The organism is Candidatus Poribacteria bacterium, from assembly GCA_021295715.1.
GTDB lineage: Bacteria > Poribacteria > WGA-4E > WGA-4E > WGA-3G > WGA-3G.
The window spans coordinates 1-21,085 of the sequence record JAGWBV010000021.1 but is presented as its reverse complement, the minus strand read 5'-3'; the positions used below and the strand labels follow the sequence as shown (position 1 = coordinate 21,085).

The 21,085-nt window shown below is 49.8% G+C and carries 19 protein-coding genes; 15 read left to right on the top strand and 4 right to left on the bottom strand.

Annotation, left to right across the window (positions count from 1 at the left end; translation table 11 throughout):
* Position 1: 1 nt before the first annotated feature.
* From sppA to J4G07_07500, 8 genes are all read left to right on the top strand, one after another.
* On the top strand, positions 2 to 1,855 hold the full coding sequence (gene sppA, locus J4G07_07535) for a signal peptide peptidase SppA (GenBank protein MCE2413839.1): 1,854 nt from the start codon (positions 2 to 4) through the stop codon (positions 1,853 to 1,855).
* 4 nt (positions 1,856 to 1,859) lie between these two features.
* Entirely contained in the window at positions 1,860 to 2,648 is a 789-nt protein-coding gene (locus J4G07_07530; GenBank protein MCE2413838.1) for a phytanoyl-CoA dioxygenase family protein, read from the top strand.
* Between the two features lie 162 nt (positions 2,649 to 2,810).
* Positions 2,811 to 3,833, top strand: a complete 1,023-nt coding sequence (locus J4G07_07525; protein MCE2413837.1) for a hypothetical protein — start codon at positions 2,811 to 2,813, stop codon at positions 3,831 to 3,833.
* Between the two features lie 42 nt (positions 3,834 to 3,875).
* The gene (locus tag J4G07_07520) at positions 3,876 to 4,106 is read left to right on the top strand and encodes a hypothetical protein (protein MCE2413836.1); all 231 of its coding nucleotides are present in this window, start codon (positions 3,876 to 3,878) and stop codon (positions 4,104 to 4,106) included.
* Between the two features lie 198 nt (positions 4,107 to 4,304).
* Positions 4,305 to 4,838, top strand: a complete 534-nt coding sequence (locus tag J4G07_07515) for a hypothetical protein (GenBank protein ID MCE2413835.1) — start codon at positions 4,305 to 4,307, stop codon at positions 4,836 to 4,838.
* A gap of 133 nt (positions 4,839 to 4,971) precedes the next feature.
* A complete protein-coding gene (locus tag J4G07_07510) occupies positions 4,972 to 5,850 on the top strand; it encodes a RimK family alpha-L-glutamate ligase (GenBank protein MCE2413834.1) in 879 nt (292 codons plus the stop codon).
* Between the two features lie 158 nt (positions 5,851 to 6,008).
* Positions 6,009 to 7,145 carry a glycosyltransferase family 4 protein gene (locus tag J4G07_07505; protein MCE2413833.1) on the top strand — a complete coding sequence of 379 codons (1,137 nt, stop codon included), beginning with the start codon at positions 6,009 to 6,011 and terminating at the stop codon, positions 7,143 to 7,145.
* 177 nt (positions 7,146 to 7,322) lie between these two features.
* Positions 7,323 to 8,771: a hypothetical protein gene (locus tag J4G07_07500; protein MCE2413832.1), complete on the top strand. Its 1,449-nt coding sequence runs from the start codon at positions 7,323 to 7,325 to the stop codon at positions 8,769 to 8,771.
* Between the two features lie 169 nt (positions 8,772 to 8,940).
* On the opposite strand, the gene J4G07_07495 is transcribed toward J4G07_07500, so the two are convergent.
* On the bottom strand, positions 8,941 to 9,894 hold the full coding sequence (locus J4G07_07495) for a Gfo/Idh/MocA family oxidoreductase (GenBank protein MCE2413831.1): 954 nt from the start codon (positions 9,892 to 9,894) through the stop codon (positions 8,941 to 8,943).
* 720 nt (positions 9,895 to 10,614) lie between these two features.
* Here J4G07_07495 and J4G07_07490 point away from each other — a divergent pair.
* The 3 genes from J4G07_07490 (at position 10,615) to J4G07_07480 (ending at position 14,369) form a co-directional block, all read left to right on the top strand.
* On the top strand, positions 10,615 to 11,985 hold the full coding sequence (locus J4G07_07490; GenBank protein MCE2413830.1) for an MFS transporter: 1,371 nt from the start codon (positions 10,615 to 10,617) through the stop codon (positions 11,983 to 11,985).
* A gap of 134 nt (positions 11,986 to 12,119) precedes the next feature.
* Positions 12,120 to 13,133: a zinc-binding dehydrogenase gene (locus tag J4G07_07485; GenBank protein ID MCE2413829.1), complete on the top strand. Its 1,014-nt coding sequence runs from the start codon at positions 12,120 to 12,122 to the stop codon at positions 13,131 to 13,133.
* Positions 13,134 to 13,316: 183 nt separating this feature from the next.
* Entirely contained in the window at positions 13,317 to 14,369 is a 1,053-nt protein-coding gene (locus tag J4G07_07480; GenBank protein MCE2413828.1) for a Gfo/Idh/MocA family oxidoreductase, read from the top strand.
* A 160-nt stretch (positions 14,370 to 14,529) separates the two neighbouring features.
* Here J4G07_07480 and J4G07_07475 read toward each other — a convergent pair whose 3' ends face one another.
* Positions 14,530 to 15,468 carry a hypothetical protein gene (locus tag J4G07_07475; protein ID MCE2413827.1) on the bottom strand — a complete coding sequence of 313 codons (939 nt, stop codon included), beginning with the start codon at positions 15,466 to 15,468 and terminating at the stop codon, positions 14,530 to 14,532.
* 329 nt (positions 15,469 to 15,797) lie between these two features.
* Here J4G07_07475 and J4G07_07470 point away from each other — a divergent pair, with 329 nt between their 5' ends.
* Positions 15,798 to 16,013 carry a hypothetical protein gene (locus tag J4G07_07470; GenBank protein MCE2413826.1) on the top strand — a complete coding sequence of 72 codons (216 nt, stop codon included), beginning with the start codon at positions 15,798 to 15,800 and terminating at the stop codon, positions 16,011 to 16,013.
* Between the two features lie 97 nt (positions 16,014 to 16,110).
* Positions 16,111 to 17,439, top strand: a complete 1,329-nt coding sequence (locus J4G07_07465; GenBank protein MCE2413825.1) for a sulfatase — start codon at positions 16,111 to 16,113, stop codon at positions 17,437 to 17,439.
* A 61-nt stretch (positions 17,440 to 17,500) separates the two neighbouring features.
* On the opposite strand, the gene J4G07_07460 is transcribed toward J4G07_07465, so the two are convergent.
* Both J4G07_07460 and J4G07_07455 read right to left on the bottom strand, forming a co-directional pair.
* Positions 17,501 to 18,136: a ThuA domain-containing protein gene (locus J4G07_07460; protein MCE2413824.1), complete on the bottom strand. Its 636-nt coding sequence runs from the start codon at positions 18,134 to 18,136 to the stop codon at positions 17,501 to 17,503.
* Between the two features lie 14 nt (positions 18,137 to 18,150).
* A complete protein-coding gene (locus J4G07_07455) occupies positions 18,151 to 19,182 on the bottom strand; it encodes an alcohol dehydrogenase catalytic domain-containing protein (GenBank protein ID MCE2413823.1) in 1,032 nt (343 codons plus the stop codon).
* A gap of 298 nt (positions 19,183 to 19,480) precedes the next feature.
* Between J4G07_07455 and J4G07_07450 the strand changes: the two genes are divergently transcribed.
* Both J4G07_07450 and J4G07_07445 read left to right on the top strand, forming a co-directional pair.
* Positions 19,481 to 20,539, top strand: a complete 1,059-nt coding sequence (locus J4G07_07450) for a Gfo/Idh/MocA family oxidoreductase (protein ID MCE2413822.1) — start codon at positions 19,481 to 19,483, stop codon at positions 20,537 to 20,539.
* 320 nt (positions 20,540 to 20,859) lie between these two features.
* Positions 20,860 to 21,085 (top strand): hypothetical protein (locus J4G07_07445; GenBank protein MCE2413821.1); only part of this gene is annotated, 226 nt, incomplete at its 3' end.

Sequence of the window (21,085 nt, the reverse complement as noted above, 5' to 3'; positions counted from 1 at the left end):
GATGAGATTCCTACAAAAATACACGTTTCTATTGGCGTTGCTTGTCCTCGCTTCGCCGGTGTTTGCTGAGGAACACGCGGTGGAAGAAGCCGCGCCCCTTGTTAAAAAATATGTTGAGTTTACATTGAACGGCGCCTACGCCGATACCAAAACGATCAGCACCTTTGGGACCTCCTCGACAAAAACACTACGTGGTCTCTTTAAAAAATTAGATACGCTCAAAACAGATGATGACATTACAGGGATTATTTTCAAAATAGACAATGTCAGCGTGGGGTGGGCAACGCTCCAAGAGATTCGCAATAAACTCCATGAATTCGGAGAAACCGAAAAAGAAACAATCGGGTACCTGGAAAGTGGCGGTAATGCCGAATATCTCCTCGCCGCTACGATGGAACGTGTTGTCCTGATGCCTACTGGAAGCCTCAATTTAATGGGGTTACGTGCCGAAGTCCTCTTCTATAAGGGGTTGCTGGACAAGTTGGACATCGAAGCCGATATGTTGGTAATGGGAAAATACAAGTCGGGTGTTGAGCCTTATATGCGGGACGGCATGTCTGATGCCTTTCGTGAGTCGATGACTACGTTGCTGGACGATTTATATGCCCAATTGTTGGCGCATATTGCAGAGAGCCGAGAGGGTATCACTGCGGAAGGCGTGTCGGACTTGATAAACAGCGGACCGTTCACTGCGAAAGAGGCACATCAGGAGAATTTGGTTGATGCGTTGCAATACTACGACGAACTTCTTGATACCTTGAAAACAGCGTCTCCAGACGAAGATGTTCAGGTCGTTAAACCGGACTACGAGCGTAAGCGAAAAGTGCCAGATATGAACAGCTTCGCCGGACTCATGCAGTTACTGAGTCTGTTAAATCCACCCCAGCGGACACCGACCAGCACGTCGGAAAATCAGATCGCGCTTATTTATGCGGATGGACCCATATTACCGGATGTTGAGTCGTTTCTCGCTTCGATGCCGGTGATTACGCCAGAGACGTTAAAGGAGGCGTTTGAGAAAGCACGCACCGATGACTCCGTTCGGGCAGTCGTGCTACGTATAGACAGTCCGGGGGGTTCTGCCCTCGCCTCGGATCTGATTTGGCGGGAAGTGATGCTCACACAGCGCGAGAAGCCGGTCGTCGTTTCTATGGGAGATATTGCGGCATCTGGTGGTTATTATATCGCGATGGCAGCGGGGACAATCGTCGCACACCCCAGCACACTGACAGGCTCAATCGGTGTGTTCGGTGGTAAACTGAACATGAAGGGGTTTTATAAGAAAGTTGGGTTGACGAAGGAAATCATCGCACACGGGCAGAACGCGACCCTCTACTCGGACTACGGTGGCTTTACACCGACCGAGCGGGAACGCGTCGAAAAGATGATGAAAACGGTGTATAAGGATTTTGTCAGTAAGGCAGCAGCGGGTAGAAGCAAATCCTTTGATGAAATTGATGAGATCGCACAAGGCCGCGTCTGGACAGGTAAGCAGGCGAAAACACTTGGACTCGTTGATGAACTCGGTGGGCTTGAAACTGCACTGTCTATCGCTAAAGAGCAGGCGGGTTTTACCGATGATGACGCAATTAACCTTATCGTGTTACCAGAGCAGAAACCCTTTTTTGAGCAACTCATGGAACGGATGATCAAAGACATGGAGGGTTCGATTCAGTTAGGAGATTGGAAGGTTGGAAGATTGGAAGGATGGGGATTCCCACCTTCTCTCCTTCCTGCCTTCCATTTCCTGTTTGGAGCGCGGTGGCAACATGTCGTCACGTGGCTGAGCCTGTTTGGTTTTGAAGATGGGACACAAGTCGTAACAATTTTACCTTACGACCTCTTAATCCGGTGATTTTATGAAATCCAAGAATGATTTTTACGTTGATGTAACTGATGAACAGGTCACCTTCTTTCAAGAGAACGGATACTTGAGTATTCCGCGTATTACAACAGATGAAGAGGTTGAATGGCTTAAAGGCATTTACGATGAACTCTTCACGAAACGGACTGGGGAAGCGGAGGGACGCTACTTCGATCTTGCGGGTCCACGTGCGCATAACGGACGAGAGACGTTGCCGCAAGTGTTGGGTCCAGAGGCACGATTCCCGGAACTCCGTGAGACTGTCTATTTCCGAAACGCGCAGCGACTCGCGGCGAAATTGCTTCGTGTATTGACTGACAAGGTGAGCGGTGGTGGACACATGATTTTGAAGCCTGCGCACTACGGCAATGAAACGCCTTGGCATCAAGATGAAGCGTACTGGAATCCAGAGGTACTGCCGCACAGCTTGAGTGTTTGGCTCCCGCTGAACAAGGCGACAGTTGAGAGTGGGTGCCTACAATTTATCCCGAAATCTCACAAAGGCGCGGTGCGTTGGCATCGGCACATTGATAACGATCCACTGGTGCACGGGTTGGTGACAGATGATGTCGACGTATCAGAGGCAGTGGCGTGCCCGATACCGGCAGGCGGTGCGACGTTTCATCATTGTCGGACTTTGCACTATTCTGCACCGAACAGCACACCGGAAGTGCGTAGAGCGTATATCCTTGTGTTCAGCGGACCGCCCAAGAAACTGGATACACCCGCGCATCGTCCGTGGCAGAAAGAGGAGCAGGAAGCACTCGCGGCAATTCGCAATTAGCAGTCGGCAATCGGCAGTCAGTTAAGAGGTTCCCGTCTAACAAAGGGTCTCTCTTACGACACCCTCAAAAACCTGTAGTCCGTAACGAAGTGGAGGACGGATAGGTGGAAGGCACACAACAGTTCAAACCCGCTTGATTACTCCGCAAGGAAAATTAAAAACATGAAAATCATTTGTACGGGGATCAGTTGTTCAGGTCGCAAAGAACTGATGGCGAATTTTAAAATACTGTGCATGAAAAGGAAGCTGAACATCGGTTTCTTCAACGTCGGCGATGTTATGCACCGTGTTGCTGCGGAGGCTCGTGTTCATTTCACAGACAAAGTGCTTGACTCGGATCCAGCGGTTTTATCATTGGCAAGACGGACGGCTTTCTATGAAATCGCACGCCGCGCCGAAGACTATGAGCACGCTGTTATCGGGTTGCACGCCTGCTTTCGATGGCGTGGTAGCCTGATTGAAGGGTTCTCTTTCAGAGATATCGAAATTCTTCTACCGGATCTGCTGATTAACGTTGTTGACAACATCACCGATATATCGGAACGGATGGAAAAAACAGCACAATGGGAAGGCGTGGGAAAAGCGGCACTCAATGTTTGGTTAGATGAAGAAGAATTTCTGACGAGGCAACTGGCACATTTCACAGAGAAGCCACATTATACGGTTGCAAGACAACACAATCTCGAGAATTTCTACGAACTCCTCTTTTCACCGAAACCGAAATTTTACCTCAGCTACCCGATTACGCTCCTGAGAGATACGCCAAAGGAAATTGAGAAAATTCGCGAGATTGGGGAAAAACTGAGTCGTTCGTTTATTGTTTTCGATCCACTCACGATCAAGGATATGGAACTCGTTACCCTCACGCAAGATGAAGGTGCTGACGCGCCACGTGTGAGTGACATGGGTGAGGAAGTGATTGAACAGATTCAAACGCGAACAATTTCACGGGATTATCAGTTCGTTCACCAGAGCGATTTCGTGGTTGTCATTTATCCGACGGATAAATTATCGCCCGGTGTTCTGAGTGAAATGAATTACGCTTCCCGCCATAATAAGCCCGTATATGCGGTTTACCCTGGAACGCGGAGTATCTTCTTTGAGAATTTGTGTGATCGGATTTTTGATACCTTTGAGGAGTTGGGGGATTTTCTGATTGCTACCTATAAGAGCAGGAAAAAATAAAGGCATGGTTTCCCTTGAAATTCCAGTTGACAGAATAGCAGAATGACAGATGAGCAAATTTTGGAACTCGGTTTTAAGGCATTAGTTGACAAACTTGGACCCGTTGGAATGGTACGTTTTATCCATCAGTTTCGGGCTGGCACAGGCGATTACACCGAAGAACGGCAGCAATGGGTAGGCATGTCCGACGTTGAAACGCTCGCCAAACAGATTCAAGAGGCTGAAAACGACTCTGAGTGTGTCGTCAAAACCCTTAAAACTCTAATACAATAACGTGAGTCACCTATCTCTATAGACATAGCACCCCTACAGGGGGCAGTTGCTTAAATACGCCATTTTCTACAGATATATCGCCCCTAACGGGGTGAGGAAAGTGCCTGAAATCTTTGTTAGAATCCGCAGAAATACCCAAGCAAAACACCAAAATTTGTTAGTAGTAACTTGAGTTATACCTATAGAAAGGTTTACCCTATGGCTGATGCCTATTACACAACTGACCAATCTCATTATAATGCGTGTCTTGAGAAGGGAACTATTGTTCCGAAGAAAGATTGGTACGGCAAAAGGTTTTGCATCGAAGATTTTTTAGCAGGTGATCACCAGTACATTTTTATGTTTGTCAATGATCGCTATAGTATTTTTGACGAGAACGGAAAAGATAACACTTTCGGTTTTGTCTTGGATGCTGAGTCATTGGTTACAGAGAGCAATGCGCTTGTAGGACCCGATTTGCTAAACGAGTATCGCTCTTTAATCAACGAGTGTGCCACACATTCTGTTCAACAAAACCCCGCGCTAAAAAATGTTCAATTGATTATTCGAGGTCTGCTTGCTGGTGCTGTTACCGAACCGGGGGTTGCTGAGACGATGCTGCTTTTCAGAACACGCGTATCCGAACTTCAAAACGAGCATCGCTGTCGGGGAGAAGCGGCACTCAAACTTTTGCGAGAATCAACGGAACCGTTGGAACTGCTCATAGGCGGGAATTCACCAGCATCGAAATAGGATTATGTCTCCATTCGAGCAAGGGAAGTAAACACTCAAAATCTGGATTGACTTGGAATGGAAAAGTAGGTTTTTTAGCGTTTATTTCTACATCTGTTCCATCAGCAGAGGATTTTGATTCTGTCATAACACTATGAAAATTGGTATCCTCTCACGGGGACCTCAAAATCACTCCACACGCAGGCTTAGCGAAATAGCCATCACTTCAGGACACGCCGCAGAAATTTTAGATCCCTTCGGTTTCTATCTCCATATCGGTGGCACCGGTAATCGTATTACCTATCATGGGAAACCGGCAGAAGATTTTGATGTCATCGTGCCACGGCTCAGCCGGACGACAGCGCAGTACGGCGAAGAGGTCTTGGCGCATTTTGAATGGATCGGAACGCCTGTGGTGAATCGGGCAAAATCGATTGCGACGGCACGCCACAAATTCCACTCCCTCCGCATCCTTGCGCAGCACGGCTTACCTATCCCACCGAGTCTCACCGTCGGTTCCGCCACATTTTTAGATGACGCTGTGGCGGAAGTCGGGGAGTATCCCTTTATTTTAAAACCGTTTCACGGCACACACGGCACGGGCGTTATGTTGTTAGATACGCCGACATCGCTTAGCTCGACTGTAGATGCGCTGTGCGACCTCCATCAGGACTATGTTATCCAGTCCTTTATTGCGGAAGCCGGTGGGGTTGACATCCGTGTTCTGGTCGTAGGAGGCGAAGCCGTTGCGGCGATGAAAAGGAGCGCGCCTCAGGGTGAATTCCGAGCGAATATTCACAAAGGCGCGTCTGGAGAGGCTATAGCACTGACAGACGAATACACTCGCTTGGCTATAGCAGCGGCAGCAGCACTGGAATTGGAAATAGCCGGGGTTGATCTGCTCCAGACAAACGGGGGACCCGTCGTTCTGGAAGTCAACCCATCGCCGGGATTTGAGGCGTTGGAGTCGGTCACAGGCATCAATATCGCTGGCGTGATTATTGAATTTGTAACGTCGTATGTGATTACTTAAGATCATTCAAAGCGCGTAGCCCGTAATGAAACGGAGGCATGTTTTGCTTGGGTATTTCTGCGTATTGCTTGGGTGTTCTTCAGCTCTACGGGAGGCACGCTAATATTCAGACTCACCTGACCAAACCGCAAAGAAAAATTAAAAAGAAAAAAATTTTGATGTTCAATCACGAATTTCCACCGATCGGTGGGGGTGGTGGTTGGGTTAGCTACTTCTTAGGCAAACACTTCGCGGCGGCGGGGCATGAAGTGCATCTGATTACCTCTCAGTTTCTCGACTGCGCAACAGACGAGAGAATGGAGGGTTTTCACGTGCACCGCGTGCGTGCGCTTCGGAAGAACCGTGATGTGTGTGCGGTCCACGAAATGCTGACTTACGCGGTGAGTTCAAGTCTCTACGGCTTGCGGTTCGCGAAGCCGTTCCAACCCGACATCGTTCAGGTCTTTTTCGGTATCCCCGCGGGTGGTGGCGCGTATCTTCTGCGGAAACTTCGCAATGTGCCGTATGTCGTATTTTTAGGAGGGCGTGATGTGCCGAGTCGTAACCCAGATCCGCCCTATTATCGGTGGTTATACCTGCTTCTGAAACCGATCATCCGAGCGATTTGGGGTAATGCATCTGCGGTTGTGGCGTGTAGCGACGGTTTACGCGAATTGGCACGAGAAACGGATTCGGTTGTGAAAATGGACGTGATTCCTGATGGCTTGGATTTAGGACGTTTTGAACCGGTTCAACGCGATGCCTGTCCGGAAAAGGTCCGAGTGCTTACAATTGGGAGGCTCATACCACGTAAAGGTTTCCAGTTTTTGATCCGTGCGCTTCCAGATATTATCGAAAACGCGGCACACGACTTTGAAATTGAAATTGTCGGCGACGGACCGTATCAAGGGGAACTTCTAAGATTGTCAGAAGATCTCGGCGTAGCACCACATATCCGCTTTGCGGGGTCAGTGCCGTATTCCGAGTTGCCACAAAAGTATCGCGATGCTGACGTTTTCATTTTGCCTTCGCTCGCGGAAGGGATGCCGCTCGTTGTTTTGGAGGCGATGGGGACAGGGTTACCAATCGTTGCCAGTCGTGTTCAAGGCATTGATGAACTCGTGGTTGAGAACGTTAACGGTGCGTTGTTCGACGCGGGTGATGTTGAAGGACTCGCGCACTCGCTTGTCAAACTGATTAACGCCGGTGAAGATCGTGTTAAGATGGGCAAAACGAGCGTTGAGCGTGTTAAGCCCTACGATTGGAAACACATCGCCGACGCTTATTTAGCCCTTTATGATGATATTTTAGAATAGCCATCAGCACGGGTTGCTGACACAACCCTGTCAGCTGTCAGCAATTAGCAGTCAGTAGGCGAGATTGGGAAATCTCACCAGCGGGAAAAAATAACAGAACCCCCTTTGCTGATGGAAACCGACAGCCGACAGCCAAATGGAAAATAGAAATGGAAAACGGAGGTTTAAACGTAAAAAATGCTGCCAACCAAAATACTTGCTATCGGTGCGGGTGGTTTACAACGCGCCTTAACCCATGAATTTGTTCATATCCTCAACCAACGGAACCTCTATGACGGCGGTATCTTTGTGGGTCAGCCGCGTGGCACTGAGAAAGCCGATGCCTTCAACCAACAAGGCGGCGTATACCATGTTGTCACGTTCGATATGAGCGGTGTTCACGACATCCAACAGGTCTCAAGCGTCGTTGGGGCGACAACACTTGCCACAGCGGCAGGACGCGAGCAGTTTTATGCTCAGACGGAACATTCATTGGACCTCCTCCTTATCGGTGTAACTGAAGCCGGAATCGCCAAGGGTGAACTGGCGATGGATGTTTTGGAAGAGACGCTCTATTGCTATTTCTGTCATCACGGTGCGGAGGCGACGCTTTGTGTCATCAACACCGATAACCTCCGAAATAACGGCGATATTCTCCGCGATATTCTCTGCAACGAGTATCCGAAACGGAACGATGATTACGCGGCGTGGTTGGAAACAAACGTGGGGTTTCTCAATGAAATGGGAGACCGCCTTGTGCCGCAAGTCTATGCTGTGCCCGATGAGATTCAAGAGGAGGCGCGTGCACGGATCGAAAGCCAAGATGAATTGATAACATACGCCGAGGCAATGCCAGCGACACCACTTATCCTGGAGGATTCGGACGACCTATTGCGTGTGCCGTTCGGTGAACTTCAAGACTACGGTGTTGTTGTGAGTCAGGAGAGTATTGAATCGTATCACGACTGGAAGTTGCTTTTGGTGAATTCTGTGCATGTGCCGGGGATTACGCACAAAGGAACACTCTCTGGTATTGAATATGTCAACGAAGCAGCGGCACACCCAACGTTTGCACCACATCTCGAACGTCTGATGGATGGATACGCTAAGATTGTAGAGGCGGACATCCCGATAGCAGGGAAAAGCGCGCTGGCATATTCATTGGAATTCGTTGCGCGCATCCGTCGAGTCAAAGACGACAACGCCCGGATCAACATCATTGAAACAGTGAAACTTCGTGAACGCGCCGCCGATATTGTTCGTTCACCGAACTATGATGCGAGTACAGAACTCTTCAAATCTGACTTCGCGTATTCCTTCGCAACCGTACTTCGGTTTCTGACACCGCATACAATCTCGCCTCCTGACGACTATAAAGGTATTACCGATACTGGCGAGGTATACGAAATCCGTGATCCTGATCGGACGATACAGGACATTCTGAAAGGGACGTTTGGGGTAAGTGAATCAGATGTAGCAGAACGGATCAAGGCGATCCTCTCAAACACGGCATTGTGGTCGCCTGCCAGTGCTGCGTCACCGAGCGGCTTGGACGGGAACCGGGACTTTATGGAACGCGTCAGCGGATATTATCATCGGTTGGTTAACGGAGAGACGTGTCTTGAGGTATTAGAAAGCATTTTTTAATTTTTCCTTGCGGAGGAACGACGTAGATTATCACTTTGACGCGCCATTCTCAGGATTCGCCTGCGCCGTTGTTGCGGGCTGCTTTTTGCGGCATAGACTGTTAGCCTATGCTGCGTGTCTCGCCCCTTGCTTATGAGGCGAGACATGGAGATGCGGGAGAGGTGACGCGCTAATCAACTAAGGAAATAACGCCTTTTTTGCGTTGAAGGACAGCATCGTAGAACCGCATCGTGCCAACACAGTCATGTATGCTGGATATTGGCTCTCGGTCTTCACGAATGGCATTGACGAACTCGGTAAGACTGATACCATCGCCTGTCAGCTCTCCGTTGCGCTGATCGGAGAAATTTGAGGTAAAAGTGTTCCCGGATTCGGTGAAGTGCTGTGCCCCCCACAACCCGTCTAAAACGATGTATTCGTGTTGTCCTGTAATTTCGATGTAGTCATAGTTACGCTGCCACAAGCGTTGGCTGGTCAACTGTAAACTTCCCACCGCGCCGTTTGTGTATTCTACGGCGACAGCAAAGGCACCTTGTCCATCGACTTCATTGTGAAAAACGCTGAGTTCTTTCACATCCGCGCCAGCGATGTGCCGCGCCAAATCGAAGTGGTGGATGGCGAAATCGAGCAGGTAACTTTTGACCGTCGGGTACTTACCGCTACAGAATGAGCAGAAGAGTTGTGTGAGTTGTCCGAAGGATTCGGTTTGCATAATCTGTCTTGCCTCCCGCACACCGAGGCTGAACCGACGTTGGAAGTTTACCATCAATGTTTTATTGTGCTGTTCTGCGGTTTCCGCCAGCGTGATCGTTTCGGCGAGCGATGGTGCTGGCGGTTTTGGTGTGAATACATGATACCCCGCCGCGAGCGTTTCAAGCACGAGCGGCTGCCTTGGGTCGGGTCCCATGCTGATGATGACTGCTTCCAAGTCTTCCTTTTCAAACATTTCGTGCCGATCGGTGTAATATCTTCCTGTACCGAATTTGCCGGCAGCGTCCTTTGCACGATTTTCGTCGGCATCGCAAACAGCTTGTAATGCGACAGGGGCGAGATGTAGTGCCGGATAAATGGTATGCCTTGCGAATCCGCCGGCACCGAGAAATCCAATTCGAAGAGGTTCCATATTTTTTAATTTTTCCTTGCGGGAGAACGACATAGGTTAGAACTTTGACACATCCTTCTCTGGAATCGCCTGCGCCGTTGTTGCAGGCTGGCAATCCGTTTTTAAAAGGGATGGTCAGATTTTAATTTTTCCTTGCGGTTAAATGACGCGGGTTCTATCTTTGGAGTGCCTTTCTTATATCCGCTCTCCAAATGTAAAGCAAAGACAAATTATGCACTTTAAGGCACAATTTCATTACGCGCTACGGGTTTTGAGGTTATTGTAGCATAACCTGTAAGGATGTACCAGGAAACCGCGTGTGTCTTTTGACGGTTCGCCATCTCAGCGAGCGGAATCTGGTCAAAATTGTGTAAACTCTATAAAATTTAGCACGACTTTGAGACACTGTAAAGGAAATTTTGTTTGGGGACCGAAGACACGATGGAAATTTCAATTCAACCTAATTGCGAAAATTATGTCAAAAGATAAGTAGCCGTTAGCAATCAGGTCGCTCCGCTTTCAGCAGTCAGTAAGGTGAACTGCTAATGATTGTAACACGCAAAGGTGCTCTGGCTGCGGGATGACAACTATATAGCGGATATTAAAATTACTTGAAAATTATAGGCGGGGTTGCAAACCCCGCCAGCAGTGGTGGGAATAGGTCTGTCGTTCTGTGGAATGTCTACTTATTTTTAGGATCCACCGTAAAAACAAAAAGTTTGGATAGGAACAAAAGAGAGAATGCCTAAAAAAGTAGGTGACCAACGGAGAAATTTTCGATTTGCGCTGCTTCAAGGCACCTTTATGCGTATTAACTTAGCGTTTGCGGACTCATCGACGGTGCTTCCTGCTTTTATTCATAAATTAAGCGGTTCCGACATTCTGGTAGGTTTAACGGGCTCAATGATGACGGCAGGATGGATGTGGCCCCAACTGCTGATGTCGAACCTGCTTGAACACCGTCCGAGAAAAATGCCATTCTACGCGCTCGGTATGAGTGTTCGGGTTTTAGCATGGCTTGCTGTCTTCTTCTGCACGATCACAATTGGTGAACAAAACCCAACGCTGCTCGCCGCCTCCTTTCTGTGCCTTTATTTTTTATCCTCTTCCGCCATGGGTGTTTCGACCCTTCCGTACATGGACATCGTTTCTAAAGCGATAGCACCGCAGCAGCGCGCCCGTTTCTTTAGCTTGCGCCAACTCTATGGTGGCTTTTTTGCGATTTGGGTTGGATTCTTGGTTCGCGCAGTACTCGGAGACGAATCTGAATTTACGGGCATATTGGGGAATATCACACAGACTTTTAAAACAGTCACCATGTATTTTATCGGTTCCGTTTGTCGCCTGGATACCGATCTTGGGTTTCCGTATAACTACGCTTTTCTCTTCGTCTGTTCGGTGGCGGCAGCGTTCTTCTCTTTTGTGAGTTTTTTAGGAGTACGCGAGCCTATTCATCCTGTTCATCCGAGGCGGCAACCGATGTGGCAACATCTAAAACACGGTGCTTACTTCCTGCGGACAGACGAAAATTACCGACGTTTCATTTTCTTCCGTGTTTTTGCACACTTTTCCGGCATGGCATCTCCGTTCTACATGCCGTATGCATTGAATGAGTTAGGATTTTCAGAAGCGACGATGGGATTTTTCATCGTCTGTTCTGCGTTGAGTGGTGTGATTTCAAACGCATTGTGGGGACATATCGGTGAAAAGTATGGTGTCCGATGGTTGCTGATTATCACAGCGGCTCTGATGGGTATTCCGCCTGCGCTCGCCTTTTCTTCCGGTATATTGCCGACATCATTACAAATGCCTGCCTTCCTCCTGATCTTCATCGTTGGAGGTATTTTGGCAAACGGCATGATGGTAGGTTTCATGGCGTACATGTTAAACATCGCGCCGCCTCGGAACCGTCCGAGTTACATCGGTTTCATGAACACGCTCCTTATGCCTGTGAGTTGTGCGCCGCTCCTTGGTGGGTTTCTTGCGCCTTATATCGGTTATCGGTGGTTGTTCGCTATATCGGTAGGTATCTGCCTCGCTGCTTTCCGGATCGGACTCCAGTTAAAGGAAATTATGCACGAAGATGAGACCGCAGAAGAAACGGATTTTTAACTTTTCCTTGCGGAGTAGTGGAATCGGTTCCATGTTTGATGCACCTTCCCTCTATCCGCCTGCGTCGGTGTTGCAGTCAATGTTTTGTAGCATAGCCTGTTAGGTTGTGCCTTCTTCAAAGAATGGAGGTATCGATGAAAGTCGTTGCAAAATTCGGCCCCGAAAGTGCGGGCTTAATAGATAAACCCGACCCGGTTGCCAAGGGTGAGTTTGTCGTCGTGAAAATTCATTCGGCACCCATGTGTACAGAATACAAAGGCTTCAAAAGCGAACATAAAGGCGACAGTTTCGGACACGAAGCGGCTGGTGAAGTGGTAGACATCGCACAAGAAGGCACTGTTAAGGTAGGCGACCGCGTTGTCGTCATGCCACACTATCCTTGTGGAAAGTGTCATGTCTGCTTAACAGGCGAATATGCGCACTGCCCAGACGACAACAAGATCCTACACGTTACCGAACAGACAGGTGTGACGGCGACTTACGCGCAGTACATCCTTAAGCAGGACTGGCTACTGGTGCCGATCCCGGATGGGGTCTCCTATGATCACGCTGGAATGGCATGCTGTGGACTCGGATCAACATCCAATGCCATGCGGTTGATGAATGTCAGCGCGTTTGATACTATTCTGATTACGGGGATGGGACCTATTGGGCTTGGTGGTGTGATTAACGCAGTGTATAGAGGTGCGCGCGTCATCGCTGTTGAGAGCCATCCGTATCGAGCGGACCTGGCGAAAAAACTCGGTGCGGCAGAAGTCGTTAACCCACAAGATGAAGATGTCGCCGATCAGATTCGGGATATGACAGATGGCAGAGGCGCAGACAAAGGCGTGGAGTGCTCAGCGGCTTCCGCAGCAGTCCGATTATTGATTGACGTAACACGCCCGAAAGGACACATTGCATTGATTGGCGGCATTGGTGACGTGGAAATTCAGGGAAGTGCTATTATCAATAAAGGCTTGATATTACACGGCACGCGGCATTACAACCTTTCAGACACTCCTGCTATGATGCGGATGATTACACAAGTGAAGGATCAGTTGGATACATTCATCACGCACACCTTCCCTATGCGCCAGATTCAGGAAGCCTGGGCATTGCAGTGTACACATGACTGTGGAAAAGTCGTCCTCGACGCGTGGGCATAACAGTTTTTTAATTTTACCTTGCGGAAAAACGACATGGGTTTGAGACTTTCGCGTGCCTTTCTGTATATCCGCCCTCCACTTCGTTACGGGCTAACGGTTAACTATAATTTTCCTAATTTTCTTAACAGCATCCCTTCTAAATCATCTTATTCACTAAGTCTGCTTTGACGAAAGGGGACCGCTATGAACTCTATGACAAACAACATGCCTCTCTCAACACCACTGGATATTCGCCGTGGGCTTACAAGTGCGGCAGATGTCGCTTTTCCATTGCGTTGGGGTATTCTCGGTGCTGGTAACATCTCAGCGCAGTGGGTGTGGGCTTTACACGCCTGCGAAGGCGCAACTGTAACTGCTGTCGCGGCACGGGAGATTGACCGAGCGAAAGAATTTGCGAGTCAGTATGGGGTCGCGACTCCTTACGGGGACTATAGAGAAATGGTTGCAGCCGATGACGTAGATATTGTATACATCGGCACGATCAACCGACTGCACAAGGAACATACCCTTCTCGCCATTGAGGCGGGCAAACATGTGCTCTGTGAGAAACCGCTCACCGAGACCCTTTCCGATGCGCAAGAGATGTATGCAGCAGCCGAGGAGAAGGATGTGATGATGCAGGACGGCATGTGGACCCGTTTTTTCCCTGCGGTGGAGCATGCTCGCGCCGCCATTGAGGCAGGCACGATTGGAGAGGTTGTGCTAACACAGTCCGACTTCTTCGACCCAATCTACACTGTTCAAGCGGCACCGCTCGCCTTCGGTGCCGCTGCTGTGCCGATATCGGTTACTGTCGTCGTCAACAACGCCGGTGGGGCAATTGTAGACTACGGTGAAGATAAATACGCGATACTGACATTCCCACCGCGCAACTCTGAACTCCCAGAGGTGACAGAACTCGTGGGCACCGAGGGGCGGATTACACTTGAGCGACCCGCACATTGTCCGACGCGTATTTCCATCCGAATCCCACCACCGAACGGCGTGCCTTCGCAATACAGGACACGCAATGCACCTGCACCGCTGCATTACTTTGAGTATCCATTGCCCGGGTCTGTCGCGATGGCGAGATCCTCTCCGAATCAACACGGTTTTCTCTATCAAGCCGAAGCAGTCCACCGCTGTCTCGCTGCGGGTTTACGTCAGTGTCCGCAATACGACAAAGCGGAGTCATTGCACGCCATGAACATATTGACAGAAATCAACAAAGCAAAACAAGCAGCGGCAGATCGTTAATCGGATATCAAGCCCTACCGTTCCATCCATTTTGAATTTTAGGGTAGGTTCGTCGTTCGATTTTGCGGCGTACTCGCCCAAATGCGATGTGCATTATCGCATGTCCCGAAAGCGCAATAAATTGCGCTACTACGAACCAGGTTTACCTTACTTATACTGGCTATTGCTCTACCCAATCAGAGATTTTGCCGTCGGTGTGGGTCTCGGGGACCTCGGCTTGAAACCGTGCTTTCCTTGCCTCCCGATCAGTATCTTCATCGAACAGCGCGAGCAGACGCACTTCAATCGTTTCGCGGAGCGGCGCGTCTTCCGGTGTTGTCGGATCGTCTATCGCACCGTGAAAGGCTGTCCGCATGTTCGACTGCTCTTGACGTGTGTCATACTGCTTGAAAATCAGCGTCTCCTGCGGTGTTATCCGTGGAAAGTAATACCAACGCTGGTTCGGATTATGCACGAGTCGTAAACTGACGAGTCGTCTCGGCGTTTGCGTCTGCGACCAAGCATCGGCGGCAATTATATCCTCCGGCGCAACCGTCGCCATGTCACAAATAGCGAGTGGCATGACGTAAATATCTCTTTCCAGATCGGTGCTCCGCCACACATTGTACATCTGAAAATGCTTCCCATTGGCAATCTTTTCAAACCCGTCTTCGGAATATGGACTGACATCTGAATGGATGCCCCCGTAGGTGCCTTCGCTTCCGTTTGGGGTCGGTTTATTGCCACGTGGATGGTCCTTAGGAAGTCCCCCGAACCCATTCCGATATTGGTGTTGCATGACCCGTGTTTCGCTGCAACCTGTAATCGCCGTGATGAGGTCAGCGCACTCCTGATAGAAGCGCGTCGTTACGGCATCCTGATCGTTCAGATTCCTCACCTGCGTATCTGCGTCTACCAACTGGAAGCCGTTTACCTCAAGGTTTGGAGGCGGCTGCAACAGACGCGCGTTGTAGACCTTGATCGCCTCCCGCACATACATGTTTTCCCGTTCATCGGGATTTTTAACCCATTCTGGGGGCGGCATGCGGGTCCCTCGGTACCTTGCGTTCGCAAAACTACCAGTTGATTCCACGAACGGTAGCGTTTCTCGTTGTGCCATGGGTAATCTCCTTTGTGCTGGAAATTTTTAATTATACCTTGCGGAAGAACGACGCGATTCGAGATTTAACGGTTCTTTCATAGTATCCGCCCGCGCCGTTGTTGCGTGCTGCGTTTTCGATACTAATTTTTACGACCCGACGCATTTTCTGACATGATACGATAGTCGCAATTTACTGTCAACAGAATGGGTAAATATTTTGTAAAAAAAATCTTTGACATTTTTGCGAATTTAAAGTATACTGGGGTCATACAACATTAACCAGATGTGCATTGGCTTTCCTATCCGCTCTCAGTTTTGGTGGAGCGGACGTTCATAGGGGGTGTACCATGTCAGAAAAAATTGTTGAAACGACAATCGATGCGCAGAGCACTGCGAAATTCACTCGACCCAATCGGTTGCCGAAACTCAGACGAGCATTTGCGACAATTTTCAGCGAGGAACTCCGAGTTCCTGAAATCGCCTTGCTAAGCGAATCCATGCTTACGCAAGACTGGCACCTTTTGGAGGAAGATGCTGCCCGGGCACACCTCCAGCCGGAATAATTCCCGGCTTATGCAGAAGAGTTCTCGGTAAATAAAGAAGTATTTTTCAGAATCGGCGCGCTTGCGAAGCGCGCCTACTTTATATTAAGGGTACTGTATGAACAAACCAAATATAGTCTATATTCACTCACACGACACGGGTCGGTATGTCCAGCCTTACGGGCATGCAATCCCGACACCAAATATCCAGCAACTTGCGGAGGAAGGGGTAGTCTTCCGAAACGCCTTTTGTGCAAATCCAACCTGTTCACCCTCTCGCGCTGCACTCCTCACTGGACAATGGGCACATAGCTGCGGTATGGGAGGCTTGGCAAATCGGGGATGGAGCCTTCCGGTACCAGAGCATCTCATCACTTACACCTTGAATGCGGCTGGATATACCACCGCCTTGGCAGGATTCCAGCATGTCGTCCGAGATCTTAAGGAGACAGGATACCAGCGGCTCTTATCCGAAGGCACCGTGCGAGCGGGGGCAGAGGAACGCGCGCGCGATTTCATCTCGGAGAAGCATGATGTTCCTTTCTTCTTAGACGTCGGATTTGGCGAAACACATCGTCGAGCGAAAGGGTTCGATCCGCCGCCGGATGGAGAACCGAAAACCGACCCGCGCTATGTGAAACCACCTGCCCCCTTCCCCGATACACCCGTTACCCGACAGGATATGGCAGAATACATAGACGCAGCACGCACGTTGGATAAGAAAATGGGTGTGGTTTTTGACGCATTGGAGGAAAACGGTCTTGCTGAGAACACGCTTGTGATATGCACGACCGACCACGGGCTCGCCTTCCCACGTATGAAGTGCCATCTCAGCGACCACGGCATCGGTATAATGCTTATCGTCCGCGGTCCCGGAGGCTTCAGCGATGGACAAGTCGTGGACGGGTTAGTCAGTCAGATTGACCTTTTCCCGACGATTTGTGAATTGGCAGGAATTGAAGCACCGGCGTGGCTACAGGGTCATTCTGTTCTCCCGTTAGTTCGTGGTGAGGCGGAAGATACTCGCGATGCCATCTTCGCTGAAGTCAACTATCACTGCTGTTATGAGCCGCAACGCGCGATCCGAACGAAACGATGGAAATACATCCGCCGCTATGACACTGCGGAAAAATGGGCACTCCCGAACTGCGATGATAGTATCAGCAAAACCTTTATGATGGAACAGGGTTGGAGCGACCAGCCTGTCGAATCAGAACGGTTGTATGATGTCGTGTTTGATGCGTCGGAGGCACATAACCTCGCGGGGCATCCCGATTATGCAGAAGTTTTGACAGAGATGCGAAACCGTTTGGAACAGTGGCGGACGGAAACCGATGATCCGGTGAACGAAAATCAGATTATGGTGCCACCGGAGGCTGCTGTGTCGAACGATCCGACGGATATATCACCGGGCGATAAGCATTATCCGGCGCGTGAAATGGTGTAGTGATGTATATTGGATTCGGACGGGCACGGGGACCCGTCCGAACAGGGGTCGTATGGGTTGCCTAAAGCCGGTTTCCAGCCCACAGTGCACCGCGGCGGATAACCGTCTGAAAACTCGGATTCTCAAGCACAGCCATATCGTGTCCAAGTGCGAAGTAGAACACTCTGCCCTCACCATACGTATGGTGAAACGCCATAACATGCGTCACATCTTTTGTTTCGTCATAGGCATGCATGAGATGGTGAGATGTATCGGGATTGTGCTTCAGATAATAGAGTTCATCCGTCACCTCAAAATCCGCTAATCCTTCAGTAATCGGATGCTCAGAGTCGCTCACATTAACGGTGAAGTCCATATAGGGACTGTGTCCGTCAAAGAACCCGTTGAGCATACCGTGGTAGCCTTCAGCCTCTCTGAACGAAGCAGCTGCGGTATGCAGTCCGAAAAACCCGCCGCCTGCTCGGATATAGGTGAGTAGACCGCTTTCTTGTGCCGCTGTGAATTCCCCGACATCGGTGTAGAAAAGTACGGTATCGTATTTGTCAAGTCCATTCGCAAGCAGGTTGTAGTCCTGTGAGAAATCGGCTTCAATATTATCGGTGTCGTTGAGCATCGCCGTCAAGAACTGTCCGTTCCCGGCATGATCGTGGTAAATCCCTTCTGTTCCGACAAATACGAGCAGTTTAAGTTTTTCCATTTTACTTCCTTTAATTAATTATTAGGCAGCACGAGAACTTTGACGGACCCGTGTTCATCACGTCCGGCTGCGACTGCGAACGCTTGTGCAACGTCGTCCAACTCGAACCGATGCGTGATCAGTGGATTCGGGTCGAGTTTGCCAGCAGCGAGTAAGTCGATGGCAACTTGGAACTCTGTCTTCCCACCTCGCCTACCGTAACAGAACGACCAAATCACTGTAAGCTCCCTACTTCGCGCGAATCGTTCTGAAAAGGAGAGCGGAGTGCGATGCCCGCCTACCATACAGATGCGTCCGCGTTTCGCGGCGATCTCTGTCGCCTGTTCGAGTGTATTCGCAGACCCACCCACTGCCTCAAAGACAACATCCGCCCCTCTGCCGTCGCTCCAGTCCATGATAGCCTCAACAGCATCCGTCTTATCTACATTGATAGGCATAGCTCCAACCGCCTCGTGTGCGATCTGTACCGGACCATCCGGCTTGCCGAGCATGGCGATAGAGGTTGCTCCTGCGGCATCGGCTACCTGAGCGATCGTCAACCCAACGGGACCGCTTCCGATAATGGCAACACGGTCTCCAGGTGATACCATCGCCCTGTTGACGGCATGGACGGCGACTGCGTAAACCTCTGCTAATGCGCCGCCTTCAGCAGAAACACTATCCGGCAATGTGTACACGTTCGGTGTCCGAGCGACCATGAACTCCGCAAAACCACCGCCACCGTGCCGTAGGTTCCCACAGATATTGTAATAGCCATTGAAGCATTCGGGGCAGTTGTTACACGGCGTGATCGGTTCAACCGCTACGCGAGTGCCTTTCTCATGCGCTGTAACGTCTCTACCTATGTCGATAATCTCTCCCATCAATTCATGTCCACCAATACGTGGCGATAGGGGTTTCTCTGGCTGATGATGGTACCCATGCAGATCGCTACCACAGATCCCTGCTGCTTCTACTTGGACCAACACTTGTCCTTTTTCGGGTGTTGGATCGGGTACGGTTTCGACCCTTATGTCTTTTCCACCGTAAAATTGAGCCGCTTTCACAATGATCTCCTCAAACGTTAAGAGTGTGTTTGGAATATAGCATAAGATTGGAATTGTGTCAACATGAGTTTCGGCGGTTAGCCGTCAGCGATCAGCAATCGGCGGTCAGCAGAAAAGACGTAGGTTGTATCTGCCCCCCACTGATACCGCCCTGATTGCCGAATGCTAATATTGTCGGGAATCGGAGTTCCCTCCTACAGAAGCGTTGAATAGCCCTAAAGTGCGTAGAATTTCGCTTGACTTCTAAAGGGGAAATGGATAAAATCAATAAAATAAAATATCTGATGAGGAGATGAAAATGCGAACAATTAAATTAGGTTTGATTGGGGCGGGCGGCATTTCGGGGGCACACTGTCAAACGCTTGCTGAGATTGAAGGTGCCGAGATTATCGCTGCTGCCGATCTTGTCCCCGCAAACCTGGAGCGTGCGAAAGAACAGTGGGACATCAAGCGCACGTTTACCGATTACAACGAAATGCTTAAAATGGACGAGATTGAAGCGGTGTACGTCTGTACTCCCACCGGTGTGCATGCGGCACCGACCGTCGCCGCGCTGAACGCTGGCAAACATGTTTTCTGCGAGAAGCCGATGGAAGCAACGTTGGACGCTGCGGCTTCAATGTGGCGTGCTGCAAAAGAAAACGATAAAATCCTCATGGTCGGTTTGAAACTCCGATATTCACCACAGGTCGTTAAAGCAAAAGAGATTGTTGACGCTGGCACGCTTGGCGATATTTACTACGTCGAAACGGTTGCAGATCGACGACGTGGGAATCCGGGTGGTAGTTTTATTCGCAAGGCGACAGCGGGTTTAGGCGCGTCCGCAGACATCGGTGTTTACGCACTGGATACCGCGCTCTATTTGATGGGGCATCCTAAGCCTGTAGCCGTCTCTGGTATTACCTCTAACTATCTGAGCCTACACAACACGTGGAATCCTGCGCTTAAAGAGACCGAAGTTGAAGATTTCGGTGTCGGTTGGGTGGTCTTCGAGAACGGTGCGCGCATGGTTTTCAAAACGTGCTGGTGTATGAACATGGATTCGCTCGGCGGGACGATTTTCCTTGGCAAAAAAGCGGGACTCCGTCTCGGCATTGGCGAGGTCCGTGGACCGCAGGACGGTGTCCGCGTTTATGGCGACAAAGACGGTGAGATTTTTGACCAAGAGTTCACCGAGTTTGAATCGGTGAGTGTATTCCATGAGGAAGATACGGCGTTTATTGACGCTGTCCGTGAAGGAAAACCTGCGCCGATCGATCCCTACGGCGTGCTGCTCACGAACGTTATTATCCAAGGCGTTATCGATTCCTCAAATGCCGGTGGACGCGAAGTTGCAGTGACAGTGCCGACTTTGTAATATTGTAAGGCGGGGTCTCCATACCTCGCCCTTCGTTTCTGGTGTTTGTTTTACTATCTTTTCTCACTCTCGTAGACTCTATATAGTTATGTACAGAACGCGGTTGGATTTACGGGCATTCGGGCGTAAAGCCCAATCCTTTAGGTTTGGGATATAGGTTTCCCGCTAAAGACGTAATCACTACGAAATAAATTTGAAAATAAGGTCAAATTGTAGTCTAAGTATACTATCGCGTTGGGGACACAACCAAGCACGCTGCAAGGCGTGTCTGTCTCTAACCTATCTTGGTTGAAGGTTAAAGACGCGATACGCGATATACCATGAAAACCTATAAATATCCGCTTGGGAAACAATCGAACACGATACGCATTGGCAATCTGCTTGACGATATGTGGCAAGTCCACGAGTATTTTCATCAGTGGCAGCGTCAAAGGTATAAAGACGGACTGCCGTATGCCGGTTATGAGGCAATGTGCGCGCACTTGAGTGATTTGAAAAAGACGACGCACCCGCATTGGAATGCTTTGCCGTCTCAAGCAACCCAAC

Bases quoted from the DNA above. Each gene is read 5' to 3' on its own strand.
- sppA (MCE2413839.1), top strand. From the start codon at position 2: ATGAGATTCCTACAAAAATACACGTTTCTATTGGCGTTGCTTGTCCTC.
- J4G07_07530 (MCE2413838.1), top strand. From the start codon at position 1,860: ATGAAATCCAAGAATGATTTTTACGTTGATGTAACTGATGAACAGGTC.
- J4G07_07525 (MCE2413837.1), top strand. From the start codon at position 2,811: ATGAAAATCATTTGTACGGGGATCAGTTGTTCAGGTCGCAAAGAACTG.
- J4G07_07520 (MCE2413836.1), top strand. From the start codon at position 3,876: ATGACAGATGAGCAAATTTTGGAACTCGGTTTTAAGGCATTAGTTGAC.
- J4G07_07515 (MCE2413835.1), top strand. From the start codon at position 4,305: ATGGCTGATGCCTATTACACAACTGACCAATCTCATTATAATGCGTGT.
- J4G07_07510 (MCE2413834.1), top strand. From the start codon at position 4,972: ATGAAAATTGGTATCCTCTCACGGGGACCTCAAAATCACTCCACACGC.
- J4G07_07505 (MCE2413833.1), top strand. From the start codon at position 6,009: ATGTTCAATCACGAATTTCCACCGATCGGTGGGGGTGGTGGTTGGGTT.
- J4G07_07500 (MCE2413832.1), top strand. From the start codon at position 7,323: ATGCTGCCAACCAAAATACTTGCTATCGGTGCGGGTGGTTTACAACGC.
- J4G07_07495 (MCE2413831.1), bottom strand. From the start codon at position 9,894: ATGGAACCTCTTCGAATTGGATTTCTCGGTGCCGGCGGATTCGCAAGG.
- J4G07_07490 (MCE2413830.1), top strand. From the start codon at position 10,615: ATGCCTAAAAAAGTAGGTGACCAACGGAGAAATTTTCGATTTGCGCTG.
- J4G07_07485 (MCE2413829.1), top strand. From the start codon at position 12,120: ATGAAAGTCGTTGCAAAATTCGGCCCCGAAAGTGCGGGCTTAATAGAT.
- J4G07_07480 (MCE2413828.1), top strand. From the start codon at position 13,317: ATGAACTCTATGACAAACAACATGCCTCTCTCAACACCACTGGATATT.
- J4G07_07475 (MCE2413827.1), bottom strand. From the start codon at position 15,468: ATGGCACAACGAGAAACGCTACCGTTCGTGGAATCAACTGGTAGTTTT.
- J4G07_07470 (MCE2413826.1), top strand. From the start codon at position 15,798: ATGTCAGAAAAAATTGTTGAAACGACAATCGATGCGCAGAGCACTGCG.
- J4G07_07465 (MCE2413825.1), top strand. From the start codon at position 16,111: ATGAACAAACCAAATATAGTCTATATTCACTCACACGACACGGGTCGG.
- J4G07_07460 (MCE2413824.1), bottom strand. From the start codon at position 18,136: ATGGAAAAACTTAAACTGCTCGTATTTGTCGGAACAGAAGGGATTTAC.
- J4G07_07450 (MCE2413822.1), top strand. From the start codon at position 19,481: ATGCGAACAATTAAATTAGGTTTGATTGGGGCGGGCGGCATTTCGGGG.